We start from the raw sequence: 25,128 nt of genomic DNA, 5'->3' as shown, positions 1-25,128 counted from the left end.
GGTTGTCGGTTCGCCGGGTGGCCGCCCCTCGCAGGCCACCCGGGCAGGGGTCAGGTTCGGCCGGAGCAGATCTCGCTCTCGATCATCGGCATGCCGTGGAGGCAGAAGATCCGGCAGAAGGCATGGGCATCGGCGGCCATGAGAATGGTGGCTGCGGTGAGGGCGGCAAGCGCTGCGACCAGCAGGCGGTCGCCCGTGGGCAGGGTGTGGAGCAGGGTCATTCGAAGGCCTTTCCGAGCGAGGCGTAGAGTTGCGGTCTGGCTTTGCGGATCTGCATGGCAAGCACCGCCCCCAGCAGCCCGACGAGAATGATCAGGAAGGGGAATGACTTGACGATCAGGCTTTCCGAACCGGAGAGCAGCGACAGATTGGCGATCACCAGCCCGAGCGCGCCGAGCAGCCCGGCAAGCCCCAGAAGGGGCGCGATCAGGGTGGTCCAGAGCCCGTGACCGGTCTTTTCCTTGCGGAAGAACAGGATAACGGCGACCGAGACCAGGACCTGCACGGCCAGGATGCCGATGACCGCAAGCGCCGACATCCAGGAGAAGACAACGGTATAGGGATCAGCGCCGGCGAGAATGAACAGCGCAAGGACAGCCGCCGCAATCGCGCTCTGAAGCATGCCCGCGATATAGGGAGAGCCATGCATCGGATGCACCTTGCCGAGCAGGCGGAAGGCGAGGCCTTCCCGGCCGAGCGCGAAGAAATAGCGGTTCAGCGTGTTGTGGAAGGAGAGCACGCAGGCAAACAGGCTGGTGATCAGCAGCACGTTCATGACCTGCGATGACCAGGCGCCCAGCACCTTGTCGGAGGCGGCGAAATAGAAGGTCTCAAGCCCGGCCTGTGCTGTCGTCTGCACGGCGGACGGACCGTAGAACTGTACGATGGCCCAGGTCGAGAAGGCGTAGAAAACCGTAATCAGCAACACGGCCACATAGGTTGCGCGAGGAATGGTCTTTTCCGGATTTTCGGCTTCCTCGCCGAAGATCGCGGTTGCCTCGAAACCGATGAAGGAGCCCACGACGAAGACCAGCGCCACGCCGAGGCCGGGCGTGAAGACGCTGGAGGGCGCAAAGGAGGAGAGGCTGAAGCCTTCCGGCCCGCCACCTGTGAAGACGATGCCGAGATCGAGCAGCAGCAGGATGGCGATTTCGGCAATCATGCAGATGCCGAGAATGACACCCGAAAAGGCGATGTTGCGCTGGCCGCAGACATGCACCACCAGCAGCGCCGCGAAGGACCAGACCCACCAGGGTAGTGCCACGACCGGTGCCATGGCCCCGGCCATGAACACCCCGAAGAGCCCGTAGACCGCGATCTGCACCGCCGAATAGGTAACGAGCGCCATCAGCGCGCCGCCGACGCCGGCTGGCTTGCCGATGCCGTGGGTGATGTAGGTGTAGAAGGCGCCGGCCCCGCCGACATGCCGGCTCATGGCGGTGAAGCCGACCGAAAACAGCAGATAGAGAATGCCGGCAAGAACGAAGGCGCCCGGCACGCCGGCACCGTTGCCGAAGGCGAAGGCCGCCGGCGAGGCGCCGACGACGGCGGTCAGCGGTGCTGCCGCAGCGACGACGAAGAAGACGATATGGGAAAGGCCGACGGAATTCTTCGCCAGCCGGCCCGCGGGACCATCCGCAGTCGATTGCAATGTCATGGGAACCCCTCTTGTGCTTGATTTTCGTCAAGAGGGTAGGCGCGACACTTTGGCACTGAAATTGCAGTTCACGCCAATGAATCGATAAACCGCGCCACGCGGACGTTCCGGGACGGTGAAAATGGCAACTGCACCGCAAATGAACAGGGCACTGCCCGCAATTGCATCCATTCGCGCGTCGGTTCTGGCGCCCCTCGTCGAGCAGATCGACCGCAGAAGCGGCAAGACCGACCTCCTGCTTGCAACGCACGGCATTCTGCGCAGTCAGCTGGAGGACCCTTATGCGATGATCCCGATGGCACGCTATGTCGCGATCTTCGAGGACGCGGCTCGGATCACCGGGGAGCCTGCGCTCGGCGCCCGGCTGGGCACCCTGTTCAAGCCCAGCGATATCGGCCCGATCGGCGTGCTCTTTTCCATCTCCGGCACGATCCGCGCCGGCTTCGAACGGCTGGCGAAATACGTCAACACGGTGCAGAGCGCCACCAGTTCCGGCGTGTTCGAGGAGGAGGGCAACCTCGTCTGGAGCTATCGCCTGGAGGACCCGCAGATGTGGCCGCGGCGGCAGGACAGCGAGTTCTCGCTTGCCGCCTCCTGCCAGCTGGTGCGCTCCTGCTTTGCCCGGAACTGGAGACCGCTCGAGGTGCATTTCGAGCATCTTGCCCCGCGCGACCGCTCCGTGCTGGAGCGCATCTTCCGCTGCCCGCTGCTGTTTGGCGAATCCGCCAATCGCATCATCGTGTCCGGCGCGGATGCCGGGCGGCTCTACCGGCACGAGGACCCGGCACTGTCGGCGGTGCTTGAACGGACCGTCGCCGATCTGGTCGGCCAGACTGTGCCTGGAGACAGCATCAGCGGGCAGGTGCGCACCCTGATCGGCATCTACCTCGGACACAAGCCGATCACACTGCCGGCGGTGGCAGCGGAACTGGGGACCTCGGTGCGCACCCTGCAGCGGCGCCTGTCGCAGGAGGGAACCTCGCTGCGCGACCTCGTTCGGGAAACGCGTCGCACCATCGCCGCAAGCCAGATCGAGGCCCATGTGCAGAAAGCCCGCATCGCCGAGGTGCTGGGCTATGCGGATTCCACCGTACTATGGCGGGCCCGGCGCGGCTGGACCCGCTGAGAGCGCCGCGCACCGGCCTCAGCCGGGGCCCTCCCTTCCGTACCCTGCCGCACTCTGTCGAACCGGTGGGCGTCGCGTCAGGGGAGACGCACGAGCACACCCTGCGTCGCGCCGCCGACAACCCGTTCCACGCGCCACCCCGGACGCGGCTGCAAAAACCGTCCTGTGCCGGGTACCAAGACGTGTTCCATGGTGGTGGTGATCGCATCCCAGGATTTTGTGCAGTTCAGCGGCCGGATATCGCGGATACCGTGCCACCGCCTGCCTTGGATCATCCTTCGACAGGGGCTTCGGTTGTCCGGCAATGGCATCGAGAAACACGGGCAGAACCGCATGTCTTGCACTTCAATCGCTGCCGTGGCCGGTCAGTGCCTTCGTCACTCTCGCTACCTCCGAGCGGCCGAGCTTCCGGGCGATCCACGCAGCGGTTTCCGCAAGGCTGCGCAGGTTGATGTCGCGGCGCAGACCCAGGTCCTGCAGAAGGTAGACGACATCCTCTGTCGCGACATTGCCGGCCGCACCAGCGGCATAAGGGCAGCCGCCGAGACCGCAGACCGCGCTGTCGAACGTGCGCAGGCCGAAATCCAGGGCCGCCTGGATGTTGGCGATTCCCATGCCGTAGGTGTCATGGAAGTGACCGGCGAGGGCAGAAACGGGTAGCTCGGCGGATACTGCTTCCAGCATATGCTTCACCTTGGCCGGAATGCCGACACCGATGGTGTCGCCGAGCGAAATCTCGCGCGCGCCTTTCTGATACAGGCGGCGGCTTACCTGGGCGACGGCGCGCGGATCAACCGGCCCCTCATAGGGGCAGGCGATGACGCAGGAGACATAGGCGCGCACCGCAACGCCACGTTCCTTCGCTGCCTCGAAGACCGGATCGAAACGGCCGAGCGACTCCTCGATCGAACAGTTGATGTTGCGCCGGGAGAAGGTCTCGGAAGCCGATGCGAAGACGGCCACTTCGCGGGCGCCTGCGGCCATAGCCGTCTCGAAGCCCATGAGATTGGGGGTAAGCGCCGACAGCGTGACGGCGGCGAGTTCGGGAGCAGAGGCGCAGGCGGACATGACCGCCGTGCTGTCGGCCATCTGCGGCACCCATTTCGGCGAAACGAAAGCCGTCGTCTCGATGTGACGCAGACCGGCGGCGGCAAGACGCTTGACCAGTTCGATTTTCACCGGGCTCGAAACGATTTCCCGTTCATTCTGCAAGCCGTCGCGCGGGCCAACTTCGACGAGGGTCACGTGATCCGTGTTGCTGCTGTGCATGGTGCGGTCCTATTCGGCAGCCTGGAAATCGACGAGTTCGGCGCCCGCCAGCACCTGGTCGCCGACCGCATAATGGAAACCCGCAAGCCTCCCATTGGCCGGGGCGACGATCGTATGCTCCATCTTCATCGCCTCGATGACCAGAAGTGGCTCACCTGCCTTGAGCGATCTGCCCGGCTCGGCGAGCAGGGCAATCACGGCGCCCGGCATCGGTGCCCGCAGGCCGCCACCACCGCTGTGCGTGTCGGCCGTGCGCTGCAGGTCCGGAAGGCGCTCGAGGACGAAGGTTCGCCCGGCCAGAAAGACGTGGCGTTGGTCGCCGGCTTCGACCACCGTTGCCGTATGGCGTCGTTCGTCAAGGCGGATGTCGAGGATGGCGGCCTCCCCCTTCCGTTCGACGCGTCCCTGGGCCTGGACCGTCCGCTTCGGCGAAGCGGCGTCGGCGAGCCTCCATCCATGCCTTGTGGAAACGGCGGTGATCGTCACGGTTTCGCCGTCCGAGGCGAGGGGAATGCGTCGCGCGGTCCGGCCGTTCAGGCGCCAGCCATCCGGCTGCTGCCAGGGCGAGACGGGCCGGCCCGGCAACTGCGTCAGAAGTTCGTTCATAGCCACGAGGCACCAGGCTTCGAAGGGGATTTTCCGGGCGCAAAACAATCGGTCGTGCTCCCGCTCGATCAAGCCCGTGTCGAGATCGGCCGTGGCGAAGGAGGGTGTTTCTATGAGGCGATGCAGGAAATCGATATTGGCGCTGAGGCCGACGATATGGACGCCGGACAGCGCCCCCGCCATGGTCTTCAGCGCTTCGGCGCGATCGGCGCCGTGAACGATCAACTTGGCAATCATCGGATCGTAATGCGGCGAGATCGCATCGCCGGCATCCACGGCGCTGTCGATCCGCACCCGTGGCCCCTGTCCCGGCAGATCGAGATGGCGGATCGTGCCGATGGAGGGCAGGAAGCCGCAATCCGGATCTTCGGCATAGATGCGCGCCTCGATAGCATGACCCTGGAGTTGAACCTCTTCCTGCCGCAGCGGCAGGGGCTCGCCCGCGGCGATGCGCAACTGCCATTCGACGAGATCGAGGCCGGTGATCATTTCGGTAACCGGGTGCTCCACCTGCAGCCGCGTATTCATTTCCATGAAGTAGAAGGAGCCATCCTGGTTGACGATGAACTCCACCGTGCCCGCGCCGACGTAAGCGACGGCTTTCGCCGCGCGCACCGCGGCCGCCCCCATGTCGGCGCGGCGCTCGGCGGTCATGCCGGGGGCGGGTGCTTCCTCCAGCACCTTCTGGTAGCGCCGTTGCACCGAGCAGTCGCGCTCGAAGAGATGGATGCAGTTGCCCATCCCGTCGGCAAAGACCTGGATCTCGATGTGGCGGGGTTTGAGGACATATTTCTCGATCAGAACGTGATCGTCGCCGAAGGCATTCTTCGCCTCGCGCCGGCAGGAGCCGAGCGCCTCGGCAAAATCTTCCCGGCGGTCGACCCGCCGCATGCCCTTGCCGCCGCCGCCGGCCGAGGCCTTGATCAGGACGGGATAGCCGATGCGGTCTGCCTCGTTCTGCAGAAGCGCCGGATCGTTGTCGGCGCCGTGATAGCCCGGAACCAGCTGCACCCCCGCCTTGCCCATCAGGTCCTTGGCGGCCGATTTCGAGCCCATGGCACGGATCGCCGCGGCCGGCGGGCCGACGAAGGTGATGTTCGCTGCCGCACAGGCCTCGGCGAATGCCTCGTTTTCCGAGAGAAAGCCGTAACCGGGATGGATCGCCTCGGCGCCCGTCCGTTTCGCGGCAGCCAGGATCTTCTCCGCATGCAGATAGGACTGGCGTGCCGGCGCGGGGCCGATCAGAACCGCCTCGTCGGCAAGGCGCACATGTCGGGCTCCGGCATCGGCCTCGGAATAGACGGCGACCGTCCCGATGCCCAGGCTGCGGGCGGTGCGGATGATGCGGCAGGCGATTTCGCCGCGATTGGCGATCAGGATCTTCTTGAACATCGCTCCGGCCTCATCTTTCCTGCTGCTGGCCGACCCAGCCGGGTTGGCGTTTTTCAAGGAAGGCCGAGAGGCCTTCGCGGGCTTCGACGGTGGCGCGGCGGGCAGCGATCAGCCCGGCGGTTTCCGCCACCAGATCCTCTGCAAACGGGCGGCCCGCGACGCGGCTGATCAGTGCTTTCGCTTCGGTCAGTGCCTCCGGTGCCCCCTTCATGAGGTCGGCGATGATGCGCGCGACGGCTGCGTCGAGCCCGTCTTCTCCGGCAATCTCATGGACGAGGCCGATCGTCCTTGCCCGTTCGGCCGGGATGCGCTCGGCCGTGAGGAAATAGCGGCGACACTGGCGCTCGCCAATGGCGGCCGCGACCAGTGGGCTGATGACGGCCGGAATGAGGGCGAGGCGGACCTCGCTCGTCGCGAAGACGGCCTCCGGTGCGGCGACCACGATGTCGCAGGCGGCGACGAGACCCATTCCGCCACCGATCGCTGCTCCCTGAACGCGGGCAATGACCGGTTTCGGCGCATGCCGAAGGGCCATGAACATCCGGCCCATGGCCAGCGCATCCGCAGTATTCTCCGCCTCGCCGGCGGCACCCTGCCGCTTCATCCAGCCGAGATCCGCGCCGGCCGAGAAGCTCGCGCCCCGCCCGGCCAAGACGAGAACGCGGATGCCGTCTTTTGCGGCCAGCGTCTCGATCGCCTCGGTCAGTTCCCGGATCAAGGTCTCGTCGAAGGCGTTGTGGCGGTCCGGGCGGTTCATCCAGAGGGTTGCGACTGCACCGTCGAGATCGATGTCGAGCGTTTCAAAGGTCATGGCGCTGGTTCACATCCGGAAGAGACCGAAGCGGGTGTCCGCGATCGGTGCGTTGAGGGCTGTCGACAAGGACAGGCCGAGGACGCGGCGCGTTTCGGCGGGGTCGATGATGCCGTCGTCCCAAAGGCGGGCGGTGGAATAATAGGGGTGACCCTGCCGGTCGTATTGGGCACGGATCTCGCTGCGGAACGCCTCTTCCTCACGCTGCGGCCACAGGTCACCTCTCGCCTCGACGCTGTCACGGCGCAGCGTGGCGAGCACGGAGGCGGCCTGTTCTCCGCCCATCACGCTGATGCGGGCATTCGGCCACATCCACAGGAAACGCGGGCTGTAGGCGCGTCCGCACATGCCGTAATTGCCGGCGCCGAAACTGCCGCCGATGACGAGCGTCAGCTTCGGCACGGCCGCCGTCGCCACGGCCGTGACGAGTTTTGCCCCATGTTTGGCGATGCCCTCGTTCTCATAGGCACGGCCGACCATGAAGCCGGTAATGTTCTGCAGGAACAGCAGCGGGATGCGGCGCTGGACGCAGAGTTCGATGAAGTGCGCGCCCTTGAGCGACGATTCCCCGAACAGGATACCATTGTTGGCGATGATGCCGACCGGCATGCCGTAAAGCCGGGCGAAGCCGGTGACGAGCGTGGTTCCATAGCGCGGCTTGAACTCGTCGAAGCATGAGCCATCGACGAGACGGGCGATGACCTCGCGCACATCATAGGGCTTGCGGGTATCCGTCGGGATGATGCCGTAGAGATCGTCGGCGGGGTAAAGCGGTTCGTCATAATCGGCAGCGGGCTCAACCTGTTCCGGCAGGGTGGAGACAATGCGCCGGGCAATGTGAAGCGCGTGGGAATCGTTTTCCGCCAGGTGATCGGCGACGCCGGAGACACGGGTGTGCACATCGCCGCCGCCAAGGTCTTCGGCCGTGACCACCTCGCCGGTCGCCGCCTTCACCAGGGGTGGACCACCGAGGAAGATCGTGCCCTGTTCGCGCACGATCACGGTCTCGTCACTCATGGCCGGCACATAGGCCCCGCCCGCGGTGCAGGATCCCATGACGACGGCGATCTGGGGAATGCCGTGGGCCGACATCTGCGCCTGATTGTAGAAGATACGGCCGAAATGGTTCTCATCGGGGAAGAATTCGTCCTGCAGCGGCAGATAGCCGCCGCCGGAATCGACGAGATAGAGACAGGGCAGGCGGTTTTCCTCGGCAATCTTCTGCGCCCGCAGATGCTTCTTCACCGTCATCGGATAATAGGTGCCGCCTTTTACCGTCGCGTCATTGGCGACGACCATGCAGCGCCGCCCCTGAATGACGCCGATGCCCGCGACAATGCCTGCCGCGGGGGCATCTCCGCCATAGAGGCCATTGGCGGCGAGTTGGCCGATCTCGAGAAAGGGCGAGCCCGGGTCGAGAAGGCGATCGATGCGCTCGCGCGGCAGCATCTTGCCCCGATCGATATGGCGTCTGCGTGCCGCTTCACCGCCGCCCATGGCCGCTTGCGCCGCGTGTGCTGCGAGATCGGAGACGGCAGCCGTCATCGCGAGCGAATTGGCGCGGAACTCAGCTGTTTCCCTATTGACGCTTGTTGACAGCGCGTTCACGTCCCGCCTCCTCTGCCGCATGCGCTGGAACCACGCACTCTGCCTTGACTTTTCTGAATTCTATCCGCTCACAATGGACAAATCCCGTCAAAGAATTGACGGATCGTGCCAGCGTGGGGTCGATTGATGGTGCAAGCAAAAACGCCCGCTGCTTTTGCCCAGGCGATCGTTCTCGCCTATCGTCGGCGTGCGCTCGACCCGGCACCGGCCCTCGCAGCTGCCGGGATTGGCTCCAATGTCCTGCATCCGGGCGGCAGGATCACCGGTGACCAACTGGAGCGATTGTCGGAACACGCGATGCGGGAGCTGGACGACGAGGGGCTCGGGTGGTTCTCCCGCCGCTTGCCTTGGGGCAGTTATGGAATGTTGTGCCGGGCCTCCTTGCCGTCGATCAATCTGGGTGTCGCCATCGCGCGCTGGTGCCGCCATCACGGTCTGCTGACCGACGATATCCGGCTTCGTCTCGATGTTTCGCAGGGCATGGCCGAATTCCGCATTCAGGAAGCGCGGGAACTCGGCGAGTTTCGTGAATTCTGCCTCGTCAGCGTCATGCGCAATCTTCACGGGATCGCATCATGGCTGGGCGACACGCGCATTGCGCTTCTCGATGTCCAGTTCCCCTTCGCCGCACCTGCACATGCGGACAGTTATCGCTACATGTTCGACGGACCGCTAACGTTCGGAGAGAAGCCTGCGAGCCTTCGCTTTGACGCCGCCTATCTGGATCTGCCGGTCCTGCGGGACGATGCGGCGCTCAGAATACTGCTTCGGCGTCCGCTGCCGCTGATGGTGCGGCAGTATCGACGCGACCGGCTGCTGTCGCGCGAGATCCTGCGCCTGCTCTCTGGCGAGCCCGACGCGGGGGCCGACGATCTGGCGGAAAAGCTCAATCTGTCGACCCGCAGCCTGCACCGCCATCTCAAGCAGGAAGGCACGTCCTTCCAGGCGTTGAAGGATCTGTCCCGTCGCCGTCTCGCCGAGCGGCTCCTGGCGTCGACCCAGTGGCCGATCAAGCGCATCGCCCGCGAATGCGGCTTCGATGCCGAGGCGAGCTTCGTGCGCGCTTTCAAATCCTGGTCCGGCCAGACGCCACGTGCCTTCGCCGTAGCGGCAAGGCGGGATGGAGCTGCACCCCCCGGGACCTAGATGTCGATGCAGGGGCATTTCTGCACTCCTGTTGTCAGGATATGTCAATTCTTTGGCCGAATTTAATCGTCGTTCGGGGTTAGCCTTTCGAGCAGTTGAAGCCACCGCTCTGGAGGGAGCGGGACCTGGGAGGGGGCTCGAATGATGAATTTCAACGCTGCCGTCGTGCGCGAAAAGGGCGGTGCATTCGCCATCGAATGTGTTGCGATCGATGAGCCTCGCGCCAACGAGGTTTTGGTGCGGATTGCCGGCGTCGGCATGTGCCATACCGATCTGGTTGTGCGCGACCAGTATTTTCCAACGCCGCTGCCCGCCATTCTCGGCCATGAGGGTGCGGGCGTGGTGGAGAAGGTGGGCTCGGCGGTGACCAAGGTCGCCGTCGGCGACCATGTGGTCCTCAGTTATGCCAGCTGCGGTGCCTGCGCCAACTGCCTTTCCGGCAAGTATGGCTATTGCCCCGATCTCTACGGCCGCAATTTCAGCGGCGGCAGGCCGGACGGATCCAGTCCCTGCCGTGATGGTGCCGGAAACCGGCTGAGCGCCTGCTTCTTCTCGCAGTCTTCCTTCGGTGAACTGGCCCTTGCCACCGAGCGCAATGTCGTCAAGATCCGCAAGGACGTGCCGTTGGAGATCATGGGACCGCTCGGCTGCGGCATCCAGACCGGCGCCGGCGCTGTCATCAATGCGCTGAAGCCGGGTGCCGGCACCTCGATTGCCATCTTCGGCGCCGGTTCCGTCGGTCTCGCCGCCGTCATGGCCGCCGTCGTTGTCGGCTGCACGGAGATCATCGTCATCGATCTCAACGAGCAGCGGCTGGCACTGGCTAAGGAACTGGGCGCCAGCCACACGGTGAATGGCGGCAAGGACGATGCCGTCGAGGCCATTCGCAGCATCACCGGCGGAGAGGGCGCGCAATTTTCGCTTGAATGCACCGGCCTGCCCAAGGTGGCCCGCCAGGCGGTCGACTGCCTGCGCCAGACGGGCGTGTGCGGCATTATCGGCGTTGCGCCGCTCGGAACGGACGTGGCGCTCGACATGAACAGCCTGCTGTTCGGCCGCACGGTGCGTGGAATCATCGAAGGTGACAGCGTGTCGGATATCTTCATTCCGCAGATGGTCGAACTGTGGCGGCAGGGGCGTTTCCCCTTCGACAGGCTCGTTCGCAAATACCCGCTTTCCGACATCGACAAGGCGGCTCACGATTCGGAATCGGGCAGGGTGTTGAAGGCCGTGCTCATTCCCGAACTGGCTTAGGAGGGTCTCGTGATGTCGATATCCCGGATCAGCGATCTCGCCTTCAATGCCGCCCGCCGCTTTGGCGAAAAGACAGCGCTGACTTTGCCCGGCATCCGGTCATTCAGCTTCCGGGAGATCGATGATCTCGCCGGGCGCATGGCGGGCGGCTTTGCCGAGCGCGGCCTGAAGGCGGGCGATCGCGTCGTCCTGCACCTGCCGAACGGCTGGCAATGGGTCGTTGCCTATCACGCCATCGCGCGACTCGGGGCCGTCGTCGTTCCCGCCAATTTCCTGCTGAGTGCCGAGGAAGTCGCCTATATCGCCGAGGATTCGGAAGCCTCCGCGCTGATCTGCCCGGCAGAGCGCCGTGCCGCCTTCACCAGCCGGGCCCATGTCTTCACTCTCGGCGCTGCGCCGGATGCGGAGGACCTGATCGGGCTGCTGGACGGCGCCTATATGCTGCCGGTCGAACGCTCGCCGGAAGACCTGTTTACCATCGGTTACACGTCTGGAACGACGGGGCGGCCGAAAGGCGCCACCATGACGCATGGCGGCCTCTTCGCAAGCCTGGCCGGAACCGCGACCATGCATGTACGCCATGCGGGCGATGCCGTGCTCACCTCGCTGCCGTTTCCGCATGTCTACGGCAATATCGTGATGAACGCCTGCTTCCTCGTCGGTGCACGTCTCATCACAACGCCGCGGTTCGACGCGGGTGAGGCGTTGCAGCTGATCGCGACGGAAAAGGCGACGCTGTTCGAAGGCGTGCCGACCATGTTCTACCAGATGCTGGCGAATCCCCTTATCGGCGAAGCGGATCTCTCCAGCCTGACACGTTGCACGGTCGGCGGGCAGACCATGCCGATCGCCAAGATCCATGCCGTCACCGACCGCTTCGGCTGCCCGCTGCTGGAACTCTGGGGCATGACGGAAGTCGCCGGTCCCGCTGTCAGCCATTCGCCCTATTGGAGCCCGCGGCCGGGTTCGATCGGCTTGCCCATGCCGGGCCTGGAGGCGCGGATCGCGGACCTGGAAGACCGTTCCCTGACGGTTGCGCCGGGCACGCCCGGTGAACTTATGGTGCGCGGCGCCATGGTGACGAAGGGCTACTGGCGCAACGAGGCGGCGACGCGCGAGACCATCGATGCGGATGGCTGGCTCTCCACAGGCGACGTCGCCCGCGTCGATGACGATGGCTACATCTTCATCGTGGACCGCAAGAAGGACATGATCATTACCGCCGGTTACAATGTCTATCCGGCGGAACTGGAGGAGGTGATCGCGATGCATCCGGCCGTCGCCATGGTCGCGGTCGCCGGGATCGCCGACGAGGAAAAGGGCGAACTCGCCCAGGCCTTCGTCGTGCGCCATCTCGCGGTCTCGCTGAACGAGGAAGAACTCCTCAGCCACTGCCGCAAGCATCTCGCATCCTACAAGATCCCGCGTCGGGTGATCTTCGTTGACGATCTGCCGAAGAACAGCACGGGAAAGGTGCTGCGCCGAAACCTGCGAGGCGCAATTCCTCCGGAAAAAGAACAGGCATCCGCCTGAAGGGGATGGCCGGCATCCACACCACATGACGTTTTTCAAGGCCGGAAACGGGAGGTTCCATCATGTCCATCAATTTCAACTCCGATTACACGATGACCATCGGTGGCAAGGGCATAAGCACTGCCGCCACTTTCGAAGTTTTCAATCCGGCCACCGAAGAGGTGATCGCCCGGGCGCCGGATGCGAGTCGCGAGCAACTCGAAGAGGCGGTTTCTGCGGCCAAGGCCGCATTCCCGGCCTGGTCCGCTCGGCCGATCGCCGAGCGTCAGGGCTTCATTGCGCGCCTCGGCGGCGCGATCGACGCCCATGCGGAAGAATTCATGCATCTCTTGACGCTGGAACAGGGCAAGGCACGCAAGGGGGCGGAATGGGAGGTCGGTGGCTCATCGATCTGGTGCCGCGAAATCGCCAAGCAGGAACTGCCGCTGCATGTGGTTGAAAAGACGGAAGGCCGCACCGTCGAGACACGGCGCGTGCCGCTCGGTGTCGTTGGCGGCATCACGCCGTGGAACTTCCCGATCCTGCTTGCCGTCTGGAAGATCGCGCCGGCCCTGGTGGCCGGCAACACCATGGTTCTGAAGCCCTCGCCCTATACGCCGCTTTGCACCTTGAAGCTCGGCGAGATCGCCCGTGATATCCTGCCGCCCGGAGTGCTGAACATCGTCTCCGGCGGCAACGAATTGGGTGCCTGGCTGACCCAGCACAAGGATATCCGCAAGATCAGCTTCACTGGGTCGACCGCCACAGGCCGCAAGATCATGGAAGCCTGCTCGGGCAATCTGAAGCGCATCACGCTGGAACTCGGCGGCAACGACCCGGCGATCGTCCTGCCGGATGTCAATGTCAAGGAAACGGCGGAAAAGCTGTTCTGGGCCGCCTTCCAGAACAGCGCTCAGTTCTGCGTCGCGGCCAAGCGGCTCTATATCCACGAGGATATCTATGACGCGTTGGCCGAAGCGCTCGTTGCCTATGCCAGGACCGTCAAGGTCGGCGATGGCGCCGAGCAGGGCACGGATCTCGGCCCAATTCAGAACCGCATGCAGTTCGAGAAATTGAAGAACCTTCTGGCTGACGCGAAGGACAAGGGGTATCGCTTCCTGCTCGGCGGCGAGATCGAGGACCGCAAAGGCTTCTTCGTGCCGGTGACGATCATCGACAACCCGCCGGAAGATAGCCGCGTCGTCGTCGAGGAAGCCTTCGGGCCGGTGCTGCCGCTCTTGAAGTTCAAGGATCTCGACGATGTAATCGCCCGTGCCAACGACACGGAATACGGTCTGGCCGCCTCGGTCTGGGGCAAGGATGTGGTGACCGCCCGCGGTATTGCCGAACGCATCGAGGCCGGAACGGTCTGGGTCAACGAGATCCACAGCTTCTCGCCGCATATTGCCTTCGGCGGTCACAAGCAGTCGGGCATCGGCATCGAGAACGCTCTGGAAGGGCTCGGCGAATACACCAATTCGCAGACGCTGTTCGTCAGCGAAGCCGCCTGAGACCAAACGCCAGAGTGGCGCGGCTCGATAGAGGCCGCCCCCTTTGTCCTCTCGCGGAGCCGGCCTAGCTTCCGTCGCTCACCAGCGTGCCGCCGTCGATCAGCAGTGTCTGGCCGTTGACGAAGGCGCCGCCCCGACCGGCCAGGAAAAGTGCCGCCGCGGCGATCTCCTCCGGCTGGCCGACGCGGCGAAGCGGCGTTGCCCGCAGCCTGCGTTCGATGAATTCTTGGTTCGACAGCAATTGCCGAGAAAAGGGTGTTTCGATCAGGCCGGGGGCAATGGCATTGGTCCGGATGTTGAGGGGACCGAGTTCGACGGCGAGATTGCGCGCCATCTGGCACAAGGCCGCCTTTGACATGGCATAGATCCCGATCATCCGGTTGCCGCGCAGGGCAGCGAGGCTCGCCATCAGAATGATGGAGCCGCCGCCGGCCGCTGCCATGCCTTCCTTGCATCGTGCCGCCAGCCAATAGGCCGAATGCAGATTGATGTCGAAAACGCGCCGGTAGGCGTCCTCCTCGGCTTCTCCGGTCGCACCCGTCGGCCCTTCGATGCCGGCATTGCAAACGAGGATGTCAAAGGCTCCGCCCGCTTCGGCTTCGGCGTGCGTCACGAGATCGAGCGCTGCGCGCTTGTCCGAAAGCCGGTGGTGCAGGGCAACCGCGTTCGGAACGGAGAAGCCGGCAACGTCGTCAGACCGGTCCGAGCAGGCCACGACTCTGGCGCCGGCGCTGGCAAAGGTTTCGACGATGGCGAGGCCGATTCCGGACGTGCCGCCCGTGACGAGGGCCCGTTTGCCCTTGAGTCCGAACATCACGGTCAGCGGGGACGTGTCACGCGGCATGCCTGTTTTCTCCTCGACGTTTGCGTTTCCGAGTGTTTTGCCCATGGGGCGAACGGCTGCGGATCGAAGCCGCAATCAGATATCCGATCCACCACCGGCGCAAGCGGGCCGCGCCATCAGACGCGGCCCGCTTGCGCCGGATGGAATTCCGGATCGATCACATACCGTTTTTGCCGAGCATTTTCGACATGGCCCTGAGCACCATCTGGTTGGAAAACACGGGCCGGAGTGCCGGCAGGATCTTTTCCACCAGAGGCGGCATGTTGGGGATGACGTATTCCTTGGTCTTCGACCGGTCATCCTTGTCGAAATAGGTCTTGACCTTGCGGGCGAAGGCCGGCGCCTTGCCGATGCGCGGGCCCGTGACGTCCTGGATGGGGCCGACGAGAAGCCCCGTCATGCCGACCGGGTCCTTCCATTGGGCGGCGAAATGGCCGATCAGGGCGAGGGCGCCCGCCGCACGCGAGGCTTCGCTGGTGGCGTCGAAGTGAATGATGTTCTCGCCCCACATGTAGCGGCCCTCGTGCGGCCATATCCATTGTTCATCCGGACTGCCCTCGCACAAGGCGCCTCCGGGTGCAGAGTCCTTGGCCAGCATCATCTCGCCCATCTCGACCGCCTTGGGCAGGAAGTGGAAGCTGTCCAGCACGCCGAAGCTGGTCGTGATCCCACCCGAGGCCCTGAGAACGCGTGGGACGTACTGGGAGGTGGCAAAGTTGTGGTAGAGAAGCTCTTCCTCCTCCTGCTGCAGCACGGCGAAGTGTCCGCCATGGCGGATGACTATGTCGCGCACGGTCTCGTCGCGCCAGCGGTGCTCCGCCGCAGAGCGTGATGCGATCAGGATTGTCCAGCTCGCGCCGTTGTGCAGTTGTGCCGGCTCCGGCAGCGTTCCGTCCCGGGTCCTTCGCACGAATTCGGCATTGGTCTCGGTGAGGGTCCAGCCGATGTGATTGGGCGGCATGCGCAACAGGACGGTGCAGACATCGTCCTGCAACAGGTCGAAGGTCGCGGCTCGCTGGGCTTCGTAATCCGGAAAGAGCGCGTGCAGGAGCGCGGTGTGCGCAGGCAGGACGGAGCGCAACTGCGGCACTTGGCCGACCGTTTGCATCTCGCCCTTCTGGTTGATCGGAAAGAGCTTGATGCCGATGCGCGTGAACACGCCGATACCGCCGCCACCGCCGAAGAAGCCGCGCAGCAGACCGCGCGTTCCCGGCCCCGGGCCATCGCTGGCATACCAGCCGAGATCGCTTGCGGCGCTGCCGCCGCGGATGATCTCGCCCTCCGGCGTCACCCATTCCCAGGCCAGCATGTTGCGCATGTTGGCGCTGGTGAATTGTGAGGTGATCCCCACGCCAATCAGGGAGGTGGCGGAGGCGAGGGGGGAATGGGCCGGTCCGGCGCCGACGACGTGACAGGTGAGGCCGTGCTTGCGGGCTTCCGCCTGCAGCTGATTGGCGGTTGCATAGGGGCCGATCACCGCCATGCGATCGTCCGGCAGGATCTCCAGGTGGTCCATCCGCCTGAGATCGATGCAGATCGAGTCGGGAGATGTGACGCAGCCCATCGAGCCGTAGCCCGTCGAATGGGGACGGAAGCTCAGGCCGTGTCGCTTGCAGCATTTGACGACGGCTGCCACTTCTTCGGTCGTTGCGGGCAGGACCACGGCAATCGGCCAGATCGACGTGAATTTGTCGCCGCTCGGGATCTTGCCGACGCCGGTGTTCCACGCATATCCCGACATTAGGGCCGGGTCGTCCGTGACATAACGGGCGCCCAAAATGGTTTCCAGTTCACTCCTGGCCTGAGGGCTGAGGGTCAGGCGATGTCTGCCGGTTTTCGCTGCCATGTCAGCAGGCTCCCTCGGTTGCCGTCACCCCGGTCTCGCGGGATGAACATGGCGCCAGGTTCGGTGCCAGGATGTCGATGAGGTCGATCACCGTCGCCGGTGCACGAACATGCTTGCCGAGGTGGTGGGCACAGTTGCCGCAAGCGCTGACCAGGATTTCGCTTTCGGTTTCCTGCAATTCGGCGAGGCGATTGCGTGCAGCCATCTTTGCGGCGGCCGGCAGCGTTTCCTTCACGCCGCCCTGTGCGCCACAACAATAGCTGAATTCGCGGCTGCGCTCGAGTTCCTCCACCTCTATTCCCATGTGCTTCAGGAGGGCGCGCGGGGCATCATAGATGCCATTGCGCGAGAAATGCAGTGCCTGGGGACTGCGGCTGGCAAAGATGCCGCCCATTTCCTTGGTCACGGAGCGGTCTGCTTCTTGATAGGGCTCGGTCAGGCGGCCCAGCTTGCAGGTGTCATGGAAGGCCACCGTCCCACCGGCATATTGCCCCGACGGCGTCAGCGACACGAGGCCTTTCGCGGTGAGTGCGAGCAGAAACTCGGTGAAGTGGAGGAACCGGATACCGGATAGATCGATCCCCATGCGCGGATAGATGCTGCGATAGACCGAAATGGCCGAAGACGAAAATGTGACAACAGTGCGCGCGCCGGCTTGCCGGACCTGCCGGATGAAGGTTTCCGCCAAGGCCTTCGCCTGCTTATGATAACCGAGATCCCAGGCCAGCATGCCGCAGGAACCTTCGTCCTGCCCCAGATAGGCAAGAGAAAGGCCGGCCTGCTGCAGCGTGCGCACGATCGCCTGCAGGCTGTCATGCTTGCCGGTGTCGTAACTGAGCACGCTTCCGACATGCACGAGAATGTCGGCCCGAGGCAGGAAAGCGAGTCCGCTCGCCCAGTTCGCCCGGTCGCTGCGGGGCAGGCCTTGCGAATTGCCGAAGGCTGCGATCTTGTCCATGACCTCACGGTGTCGTTTCGGTGACTGGCCATCGGCGACCATGCGTGCGCGCAAGGCATAAAGGCCGTCCAGCGGTTCGACGATTTCGGCGAAATTGACCTTGCAGGCGGTATCGCAGGCACCGCACATGGTGCAGGCGCTGACGGTCTCCAGCATGGACGGCGTGTAGCCGAATTCGCCATGGGCGATGCCGGAGGCCATGATCAACTGACCGCTGGCACTACCGGCATGGAATTCGACAAAATCCATGCTCGGGCAGGCGGACATGTGTGCCTTGCTTTTCGGCACCGGCACGAACTTGCACTGCGAACAGCGCGTGCAGCGGTCCATCGAGGCCAGACGTTCACCGGGAAGGGATGCGTCGTTCATCCGATTGCCTCCTGCACGACAAAACGATTGGGGTTCATGACATTGCACGGATCGAGCAGAGCCTTTGCGGCGCCGATCATCCGCGCGGCGCTGCCGTCGTCCCGCAGGAAGGCGAGGTCGCGGGCCACGCCATGCGGGCGGCTGTAAAAGGCGCCGGCGCGCAGGCTCGCCTCGGCGAGGCTACGCCAGTCGGCTCCGACATCCGCGTCCGGGCCGTGCGGCATCACGCGCTCCACATGGGCAAAGGTGCCCTGTGCGAGGGGCTGGATATAGGTGCCGACGGGCCGTGCGGCCAAGGCACCTGTCCTCAGATGCGCTTCCTGGATGTCGAGCATCCTCTCCACCGATGAGATCGGATGCAGGAAGAACAGTTCCTTGTGGGCGCCGAAGGGCACATCCCGATAACAGACACGGGGCGATTGCCGCAGCCTGTCTGCGAGAGCGTCGGCGGATGTTCCGAGAAGGGTCTTTTCGAGGCGTGCGCCATGGCGGGCGGCGACCTCTTCCAGATCCGAACGCTGCCAGGCGACCTTCCGTTCCGGGGCGTGGACGTAACCCGCCTGCGTGGCGAAGAAGGTCCAGGCCGGCAGCATCGCGGCGGCGTCCATTTCGAGGCCGAGCAGCATTGCCAGTTGTACCCTGTCCACCACGAAGGCGGTCGTGCAGATCCGTCGGTGTACAGCCTCCCGCATCGCCGCCAGCACGGCCGACGGGGTCTCGGAACAGAGAAAGAGACTGTCTTCGACTTTCGGCAGGCGTTCGCAATAGATGGCGGCCCAGCCCATGACGCCGAGCGATCCTTGAGACCCCTGCAGGACGCGCGTGAGATCGACATTGCCAGGTCCGAAGGTCACCATATGGCGGTGGCCCCGTTCCAACTGCTCCTTCAGCGTTCCTTCCAGTGCTGCCGAACCGTTCAGGGTCAGTTCGCCGCCGCCGGAAATGATCGCCGTTCCGCCGAATGGATCGGCAGGATCCCAATGGACGTCGGCATTGATGATCGGCTCTCGGTCCAGATAGCTTGCAATGACCGATTTGCCGGCACGCGGCATCAATGGACGGAAGGCGCGCAGACCGTGCGGGCGCAGGATTTCGTCGATGGACCCGAAATCCACACCCGCCTCAATGATGGCAATCTTGTCGCGCGGATCCGCATGGATCAGCTTCGTCATCCCGGAAAGATCCACCACGACGGCTCCATCCGTCAGTGGTACGGTGTCTCCTCTGCGCCGTAATCCGGTGGAAGAGACTGGAATGAGAGCAGTGCGGGTTTCGTTTGCCCAGACGACAACCTTCCGCACCTCGTGAATGTTGCTGGGATACAGAACAGCGCGAGGGGCAGGACCAGTGCCAACCTCGCCGTCCCGGGCAAAGGCATCACGGACCGGTGCCGTGATGTCTGCCTTGATCCCTCGGGGCAAGGCCGTCATGGCCCGGCTCCCGAAAAGCAGGTGCATGCAATCATTGATTTCCTCCCTTGCATGGCGCCTCCACTGCGCCATCAACAAGGTAGCGCGCTTCATCGCGCGTGACTGCACAACAGCGTCTCTTAATACGACTGATCCGTCTCGGCATGGCTCGGACCGAAGCTCGCCGCAGCCACAGATTTTGCGTATTCGCGGGGGCTGAGACCCGTATCCTGCCGAAAACTGGTGCGGAATGCGGCTTCCGACTGGTAGCCAAGCTCGTAGGCGATGGACGATACAGTCGCATTTCCATCGCGCAGTGCCCGCCGCGCCAGATGCAGGCGCCATGAGCGGAGATAGGCCATGGGCGTGATCCCTGTGACCTCGTTGAAGCGGCGCGCGAAGCGGGAGCGTGAAAGACCGGCGCGTTCGGCGAGGATCTCCACCGACCAGGACCGGCCTGGATCGTTGTGGATGGCACTGAGTGCGCGCGACAGATGAGCATCGGCCAGTGCCGCCAGAAGCCCGCAAGGTCCGTCGGCATCGCGCAGGGCGTAGCTGCGGATGGCCTGGACGAGAAAAAGCTGCGCAAGCTGTGCGATCAGCGCCTGAAAGCCTGGCCGGCTGGCATCATGGGTGTCGAAGTCCAGGCCGAGGAACGGGTCTTTGAGAAAACCCTCGCTTGAGTTCTGCTTGATGCGAATGATGTCGGGAATGGCTTCGATTAGCGGCCCGAGTCTTCGGTCCTGCCAATCGAAGGTGAAGGACATCAGGCGAGTGCGCCGACCGCCCTCCGGCCCCCAGACCAGGCGTCGCAGCGAGACGTCGGGACGATCGGGCAGCAGGGGCCGGAACCGGCCCATTTCCTCGAGCCGCCGGGTGGTGGTGTGCTGCGAGGTCGCCGGACTAGACGATACGAGATAGCGCCCGCGGGAAACGCCGCGCGGCAGGACGAAACTGTCGCCGGGCTCGAAGACGTCCGGCGGACAGTCGGGCGATTTCAGCCAGAGCCTGCCTTCCACAACTGTGACGGTGATTGGCTTCGGATAGGCGATTTCGATCGACCAGGGATCGAAGAGATCCATGGCCACAAGGCCGGTTTCGCAAACCCGGATCGAATTCAGGACGGCACTCAAGCCTTCGCCCGTCATGCGAGATTGTCCTTTCGGCATTGCGGTGTCGGCAGACCGGCATCAGACGTAGCATATCCGAAACGTCGATAACGGTCTGCCATTCGTACAACGCTCCGGCCCGTTACAGGGCCGGTGCCGGCTGCAGGCTGCGCGCGGATGCCCGCGCCAGGGTAAAGCAGGCGGCCGAGGTGAGGCCGACGAAGACGGCGGCCAGACCGAGCGCTTCGAAGCCGAAATTCTGCGCGAGGACGCCGCCGGCAAAGGGTCCGAGTGCGGCGCCAATCAGGGCCATGGCCGGCGTTGCCGCCGTTGCCCGACCGGTCGGGTCCAGCCGCGAAAGCAGTCCGAAGACGAAGGTGTGGGTGAAGATCTGCGTGGTGACGAAGAAGGCGGCAGAAGGACCCCAGATCGGCATGACGGTCGCCGTGGTTACCCCCAGCGCCAGCACTGCCTGGATCACCGGCCCGATCTGCGTCATGAGCGGTGCCGAGACCCGCGATTGAAGAAAGGTCGAGAGCGGCGCTGGCACGAGGAAGTTGATGAGCCCGAGCGCGATGAGCACGGTCAACACGGCGCCGGCTTCGAAACCGCGCGTCTTGCCGATGACCTCGACGAAGGCGAAGACCATCGACTGGTTGAACGTCATGATACCTATGCCGAAGATCGTCAGCCATGTCGCCCGGTTGAAGGGCTTCTTCAGCTGCTCGTCCACGCGCGGCGGATTGCGGAACAGCAGCGCGGCGGCGCACGTCGCCACCAGCATGATGCCGCCGAAAACGAGAAACAGCACCGAAGCGCCGAATGCGATGATGAGTTGCGGTAAGGCTGCCAGTAGAATGATCGCCAGAAAGCCCAGCGCGCCGAAGGAAATAGCGAACATCTTGTGCGGATTGGCGGTTCTGCCCATGGTTCCATGCGCCATTGACAAGGCGACACCAGCTCCGAGTCCTGCTATCAGGTGCAGGATGGCCAGAACGGGGAACGTCTCCTGGGTCCCGGCCGCCAGAAAGGCGCAACTGCCCATGCCGAAGCCAGCTGTCGCGATCCATCTCTGGTTCAGGTTGTTGAAACGGGGTGCCAGCACGAGGCTGGCGAGGAACGCACCGACCATGAACAGGGTCACCAGTCCGCCTGCCTGCTGCGAACTGAAACCGTAACGCTCGACGAGCACCCCAATCCAGACGGGCAGGGCGACCATGTCGAGCATGCCGGCACAGTGGCAGATGACTAGCGCAGCCAGCGCCGCACGGTTTGTATGTCTTGTCAGCATTCTCTCCTCCTGATGCTGGGCACGGCAAAGGCCTCGGAAATGTCTTTTGGAACTGCAGACGGGTTTCCTCGGTCGATGCACGATCACGTTTGGCGCCGGCACGCGCCGGCGTATCTCTCCCGATGTGCAATGCCTGCATGCTCCTCGCATGTCGGCGCTGCCTGGTGCTCATCCCTCGAAGCCAGGCGCGGGCGGATGCGAAATGCGCAGGAGCCCTGCCATCCTCGGCCTTGTCTGAGACAAGCATTGATTTTCATTGGAAATGTGGAGCCGCTCTCTCGCGCCTGTGGAGCACCCTGGTCCGGGGCGGGCGTGAAACTGCAACGTCTTCATCGGCAGACGGACCTGAGCCGCCAACCGTATACTGTTGGACGATTAGCCAATGCATGGGGCATTGCCAAATGAGAAATCTAAATGACAGCTATCAGAATTGAAAATACATCCTCAGAAAATGTATATAAATATTAAATACAAACTATGAAATAAATAAATTTTAAAACCATTAGCAATCTGCCTAGCTCTCGAAAACGGCACCTCAGACGGCAAATTGAGATTGCCATTGGCGGGATGGACGCCAAGGGGACAGGAATTCAGACATTATCGGCGGTTTGATCGGGTGCTTCGACACGGAGCGCTGCGGTACGACTGCGCCTTCCCTGTCGGTCGACTTCTACGCAATTGTTCAGTGAGGAGGATGAATAATGCGATTGAAGACTTTGGGGCTGGCCCTTGGCCTGGCCACGCTCATGCTGTGTCCCGCTCTGGCGGCGGAAAACGGCAATACGCAATACGGTCCAGGAGCCGCTCAGTTTTATGCTGGCGGGTTTCCGCCTTATCCTGGAGTATATTTTCTATCACAGACGAATTACTATCATTCAACTCGCTTGAACGATGGGAACGGCGATAAGCTCCCCATCGATTTCGACGTCAAGACCGCGGTGGAAACGATGCGTTTCCTCTTCATTACTCCGGTGGAAATTGCCGGCGGTCAGCTGACGGGGCAGTTGGTGGTCCCTCTCGTCAATATCGATCTGTCTGTTCCGTATACGTCCGCAGAAAACTTCGGCCTTGCTGATATGGTCGGCACCATCGGTGTGACATGGCATCCAGATCGTCACAACACCTTTTCGCTGGGGATGGATATCGCTGCGCCAACCGGCGAGTATGACGTCTCGGACCCCGCCAGTCCCGGGCTTAATCACTGGTCATTCCAACCGGCCGTCGGCTATCACTATTCCGATCCTCAAGGGCTGGAACTGGGAGCGGTCGCCCGCATCATTTTCAACACGGAGAACAAGGACACGGGCTATACGACCGGTAACGAGTTTGTCCTGGATTACGCTGTGGGCTGGAATTTCGACAAATGGCGCCTCGGCGCAGTTGGTTATTTCCTTAAGCAACTGACGGATGACAGCGGCCCGACGGCGCCGGCCGACGGGCACCGGGGAAAGGGTTTCGCGATCGGTCCCTCGGTGACCTATACCTTCCATCCCGCACTGCAACTGAGCGCTTCCTGGCAGCATGATCTGATTGCTGAAAACAGGCCTCAGGGTGATACCGTCTGGTTCAATCTCGCGACCAAGTTCTGAACCATCCGTTGCGGCCACGGTAGAAAACGTTGTCGTGCGCAACAGGATGCCATGCCTGTTGCGCACTGCAGATGATGTGCGGCGTGGGCGAGTTGAAACCGCCTGGCCGCTCGCGCCTTGCACTGGAGGACAAAGGATGAACCACGAATTCACCTATGAGGTCGCGGCGACAACCATCGTTTTCGGTGCCGGAAGGCGACATGAGACCGCACAATGGATGGCAAGGCTCGGCAAATCCCGGGCATTCGTTCTTTCCACCCCCAATCAGGCCGATGATGCGCTCGGTCTTGCCGATGAACTGGGCACCAAGGCGGCAGGATGCTTCACTGGCGCCGCGATGCATACGCCCGTCGATGTCACGCAGGCCGCATTGGCTAAACTACGGGATCTCGAGGCCGATTGCATCGTGTCTATCGGCGGCGGCTCGACGACCGGTCTCGGCAAGGCTATCGCCTATCGAACGGGCCTTGCACAGATTGTGCTGCCGACAACCTATGCCGGCTCGGAGGTGACGCCGATCCTGGGACAGACTGAGAATGGGCTGAAGACGACGCTGCGCGATGCGAGAATCCTGCCCAATCTCGTTATTTATGATCCCGAGCTGACCATTGACCTGCCTGTGGCCATGACAGTTCTCAGCGCACTGAACGCATTGGCACATGCCATGGAAGGGCTTTACGCCCGCGATCGGAATCCGATCTCCACACTGATGGCTCTGGAGGCCTTCCGCAGCTTCAAGCGCTGCCTGCCGGGCCTTGTCGAGAACAGCCGTGACCTTTCACTCCGAGCCGAAGCGCAATATGGCTGTTGGCTTGACGGCACGGTTCTCGGCTCGGTCGGCATGGCATTGCATCACAAGATTTGCCATACGCTGGGCGGCCGCTTCGACACGCCGCATGCCGAAACACATGCCATCATGCTTCCTTACACGACAGCCTATAATGAAGTGGCAGCCTTGGAACTGTTGGCTCCGCTCGGCGAAATCTTCGGCGGTAGCCCCGGTGCAGCACTCTACGATTTTTCCGCGGTGCTCGGCGCTCTGCTGTCGTTGAAGGCAATCGAGCTGACGGAAGCCGATCTGGACGAGGCAGCGGCTCTTGCCAGCGAAAACCTGCTTAACTCGGTGTCCGAAAAACCGGCAGCAGGCCACTCCGTGCAGTCAAATTGAAGAGGCACTTAGCGCCTCTTCAATCAGCAAGATTGTCATCTGGATCTGCCTCTCTATGGCAATCTCGTGCTGGCTGTCGCGAAGCCGCCAATAGCTCCATGTCGCGTTAACGAGCGTATATAGGCTGATGCCGAGATCAAATAATTGATCATCCGACCACGGCGACCCGAGGCGTTTGAGCAGCCGCACGTAATTGCCAGCAAAGAGTTGCGCATGCTCCCGTGCAATCCGGAACAGATCCTCGTAGTAATAGGCGGCATCGACGATCGTCCGGTCCAGGCCGATGGACAGCTGGTATTTCCAGGTGTCGCGGATAACATCCGCAAGCTCTGTCTGCCAGCCTTCCCGATTAATCGTTTCGGAGCCCGCTTCGAGAAAGGCGCGGACGTCTGCCAGCTTGCCTTCGTAGATCTCGGCAATAATAGCTTCCTTGTTTGGGAAGTAATCATAGATGGAGCCAACTTTTACCCCGGCTTGGGCAGCAACCGCATTGGTGGTGATCGCCCGCACGCCGTGCTGACGCATGACCTCGTGCGCAGCCTCCATGATCTGTAGCTTGATCTTCCGTGACCGCGCTTGGACCGGCTTTCGGGGCGTTAACGTGCGCGTCTTGGCATCCATCTCATTCTCCTGGCGTCTGCTGCGGTCATATG

At 63.1% G+C, this 25,128-nt stretch carries 20 protein-coding genes; 7 read left to right on the top strand and 13 right to left on the bottom strand.

Annotated features, from left to right (window positions below; translation table 11 throughout):
• Nucleotides 1-50: 50 nt before the first annotated feature.
• Both KLP42_RS13235 and KLP42_RS13230 read right to left on the bottom strand, forming a co-directional pair.
• On the bottom strand, nt 51-221 hold the full coding sequence (locus KLP42_RS13235) for a hypothetical protein (RefSeq protein WP_215567220.1): 171 nt from the start codon (nt 219-221) through the stop codon (nt 51-53).
• Nucleotides 218-1,657, bottom strand: coding sequence for an APC family permease (locus KLP42_RS13230; RefSeq protein ID WP_215567219.1), 1,440 nt, complete (start codon nt 1,655-1,657; stop codon nt 218-220). The genes KLP42_RS13235 and KLP42_RS13230 overlap by 4 nt, the downstream gene beginning before the upstream one ends.
• A gap of 121 nt (nt 1,658-1,778) precedes the next feature.
• Here KLP42_RS13230 and KLP42_RS13225 point away from each other — a divergent pair, with 121 nt between their 5' ends.
• Entirely contained in the window at nt 1,779-2,783 is a 1,005-nt protein-coding gene (locus KLP42_RS13225) for an AraC family transcriptional regulator (protein WP_215567218.1), read from the top strand.
• Between the two features lie 345 nt (nt 2,784-3,128).
• On the opposite strand, the gene KLP42_RS13220 is transcribed toward KLP42_RS13225, so the two are convergent.
• Genes KLP42_RS13220 through KLP42_RS13205 form a run of 4 tightly spaced genes read right to left on the bottom strand, consistent with a single transcriptional unit; the run spans nt 3,129 to nt 8,406 of the window.
• Nucleotides 3,129-4,052, bottom strand: coding sequence for a hydroxymethylglutaryl-CoA lyase (locus tag KLP42_RS13220; RefSeq protein WP_215567217.1), 924 nt, complete (start codon nt 4,050-4,052; stop codon nt 3,129-3,131).
• Nucleotides 4,053-4,061: 9 nt separating this feature from the next.
• Nucleotides 4,062-6,050 carry an acetyl-CoA carboxylase biotin carboxylase subunit gene (locus tag KLP42_RS13215; RefSeq protein WP_215567216.1) on the bottom strand — a complete coding sequence of 663 codons (1,989 nt, stop codon included), beginning with the start codon at nt 6,048-6,050 and terminating at the stop codon, nt 4,062-4,064.
• A gap of 10 nt (nt 6,051-6,060) precedes the next feature.
• Nucleotides 6,061-6,861 (bottom strand): enoyl-CoA hydratase/isomerase family protein, encoded by an 801-nt coding sequence (locus KLP42_RS13210; protein ID WP_215567215.1) that lies wholly within the window; start codon nt 6,859-6,861, stop codon nt 6,061-6,063.
• 9 nt (nt 6,862-6,870) lie between these two features.
• On the bottom strand, nt 6,871-8,406 hold the full coding sequence (locus KLP42_RS13205; RefSeq protein ID WP_353844879.1) for a carboxyl transferase domain-containing protein: 1,536 nt from the start codon (nt 8,404-8,406) through the stop codon (nt 6,871-6,873).
• Between the two features lie 189 nt (nt 8,407-8,595).
• Between KLP42_RS13205 and KLP42_RS13200 the strand changes: the two genes are divergently transcribed.
• The 4 genes from KLP42_RS13200 (at nt 8,596) to KLP42_RS13185 (ending at nt 13,892) form a co-directional block, all read left to right on the top strand.
• Complete coding sequence (locus KLP42_RS13200) at nt 8,596-9,615, top strand: AraC family transcriptional regulator (protein WP_215567213.1); 1,020 nt, start codon at nt 8,596-8,598, stop codon at nt 9,613-9,615.
• 144 nt (nt 9,616-9,759) lie between these two features.
• Nucleotides 9,760-10,869 (top strand): NAD(P)-dependent alcohol dehydrogenase, encoded by a 1,110-nt coding sequence (locus KLP42_RS13195; RefSeq protein ID WP_215567451.1) that lies wholly within the window; start codon nt 9,760-9,762, stop codon nt 10,867-10,869.
• Nucleotides 10,870-10,881: 12 nt separating this feature from the next.
• Nucleotides 10,882-12,402 carry an AMP-binding protein gene (locus KLP42_RS13190; protein ID WP_215567450.1) on the top strand — a complete coding sequence of 507 codons (1,521 nt, stop codon included), beginning with the start codon at nt 10,882-10,884 and terminating at the stop codon, nt 12,400-12,402.
• A 62-nt stretch (nt 12,403-12,464) separates the two neighbouring features.
• Nucleotides 12,465-13,892, top strand: coding sequence for an aldehyde dehydrogenase family protein (locus KLP42_RS13185; RefSeq protein WP_215567212.1), 1,428 nt, complete (start codon nt 12,465-12,467; stop codon nt 13,890-13,892).
• A 64-nt stretch (nt 13,893-13,956) separates the two neighbouring features.
• Here the strand turns inward: KLP42_RS13185 and KLP42_RS13180 are convergent, their stop codons facing one another.
• The 6 genes from KLP42_RS13180 to KLP42_RS13155 form a co-directional block, all read right to left on the bottom strand.
• A complete protein-coding gene (locus tag KLP42_RS13180; protein WP_215567211.1) occupies nt 13,957-14,736 on the bottom strand; it encodes an SDR family NAD(P)-dependent oxidoreductase in 780 nt (259 codons plus the stop codon).
• 157 nt (nt 14,737-14,893) lie between these two features.
• Nucleotides 14,894-16,582 carry an FAD-binding oxidoreductase gene (locus tag KLP42_RS13175; protein WP_215567210.1) on the bottom strand — a complete coding sequence of 563 codons (1,689 nt, stop codon included), beginning with the start codon at nt 16,580-16,582 and terminating at the stop codon, nt 14,894-14,896.
• A 1-nt stretch (nt 16,583) separates the two neighbouring features.
• Nucleotides 16,584-17,909, bottom strand: a complete 1,326-nt coding sequence (locus KLP42_RS13170; RefSeq protein ID WP_215567209.1) for a (Fe-S)-binding protein — start codon at nt 17,907-17,909, stop codon at nt 16,584-16,586.
• Nucleotides 17,906-19,339: an FAD-binding oxidoreductase gene (locus KLP42_RS13165; protein ID WP_215567208.1), complete on the bottom strand. Its 1,434-nt coding sequence runs from the start codon at nt 19,337-19,339 to the stop codon at nt 17,906-17,908. The genes KLP42_RS13170 and KLP42_RS13165 overlap by 4 nt, the downstream gene beginning before the upstream one ends.
• Before the next feature lie 119 nt (nt 19,340-19,458).
• Nucleotides 19,459-20,466, bottom strand: coding sequence for an AraC family transcriptional regulator (locus tag KLP42_RS13160; RefSeq protein WP_215567207.1), 1,008 nt, complete (start codon nt 20,464-20,466; stop codon nt 19,459-19,461).
• A gap of 103 nt (nt 20,467-20,569) precedes the next feature.
• Nucleotides 20,570-21,718, bottom strand: a complete 1,149-nt coding sequence (locus tag KLP42_RS13155; protein WP_215567206.1) for an MFS transporter — start codon at nt 21,716-21,718, stop codon at nt 20,570-20,572.
• 701 nt (nt 21,719-22,419) lie between these two features.
• Here KLP42_RS13155 and KLP42_RS13150 point away from each other — a divergent pair.
• Together KLP42_RS13150 and KLP42_RS13145 are read left to right on the top strand one after the other, a co-directional pair.
• Nucleotides 22,420-23,307 (top strand): SphA family protein, encoded by an 888-nt coding sequence (locus KLP42_RS13150; protein ID WP_215567205.1) that lies wholly within the window; start codon nt 22,420-22,422, stop codon nt 23,305-23,307.
• Nucleotides 23,308-23,443: 136 nt separating this feature from the next.
• On the top strand, nt 23,444-24,475 hold the full coding sequence (locus tag KLP42_RS13145) for a maleylacetate reductase (RefSeq protein WP_215567204.1): 1,032 nt from the start codon (nt 23,444-23,446) through the stop codon (nt 24,473-24,475).
• Here KLP42_RS13145 and KLP42_RS13140 read toward each other — a convergent pair.
• Nucleotides 24,467-25,096, bottom strand: a complete 630-nt coding sequence (locus KLP42_RS13140) for a TetR/AcrR family transcriptional regulator (RefSeq protein ID WP_215567203.1) — start codon at nt 25,094-25,096, stop codon at nt 24,467-24,469. The two genes, KLP42_RS13145 and KLP42_RS13140, sit on opposite strands and share 9 nt — an antisense overlap.
• Nucleotides 25,097-25,128: the final 32 nt, after the last annotated feature.

The organism is Rhizobium sp. CSW-27 (genome assembly GCF_018760785.1).
Classification (GTDB): Bacteria; Pseudomonadota; Alphaproteobacteria; order Rhizobiales; family Rhizobiaceae; genus Neorhizobium.
The sequence above is the reverse complement of the archived record's forward strand: the minus strand, read 5'-3'. Positions and strand labels throughout refer to the sequence as shown.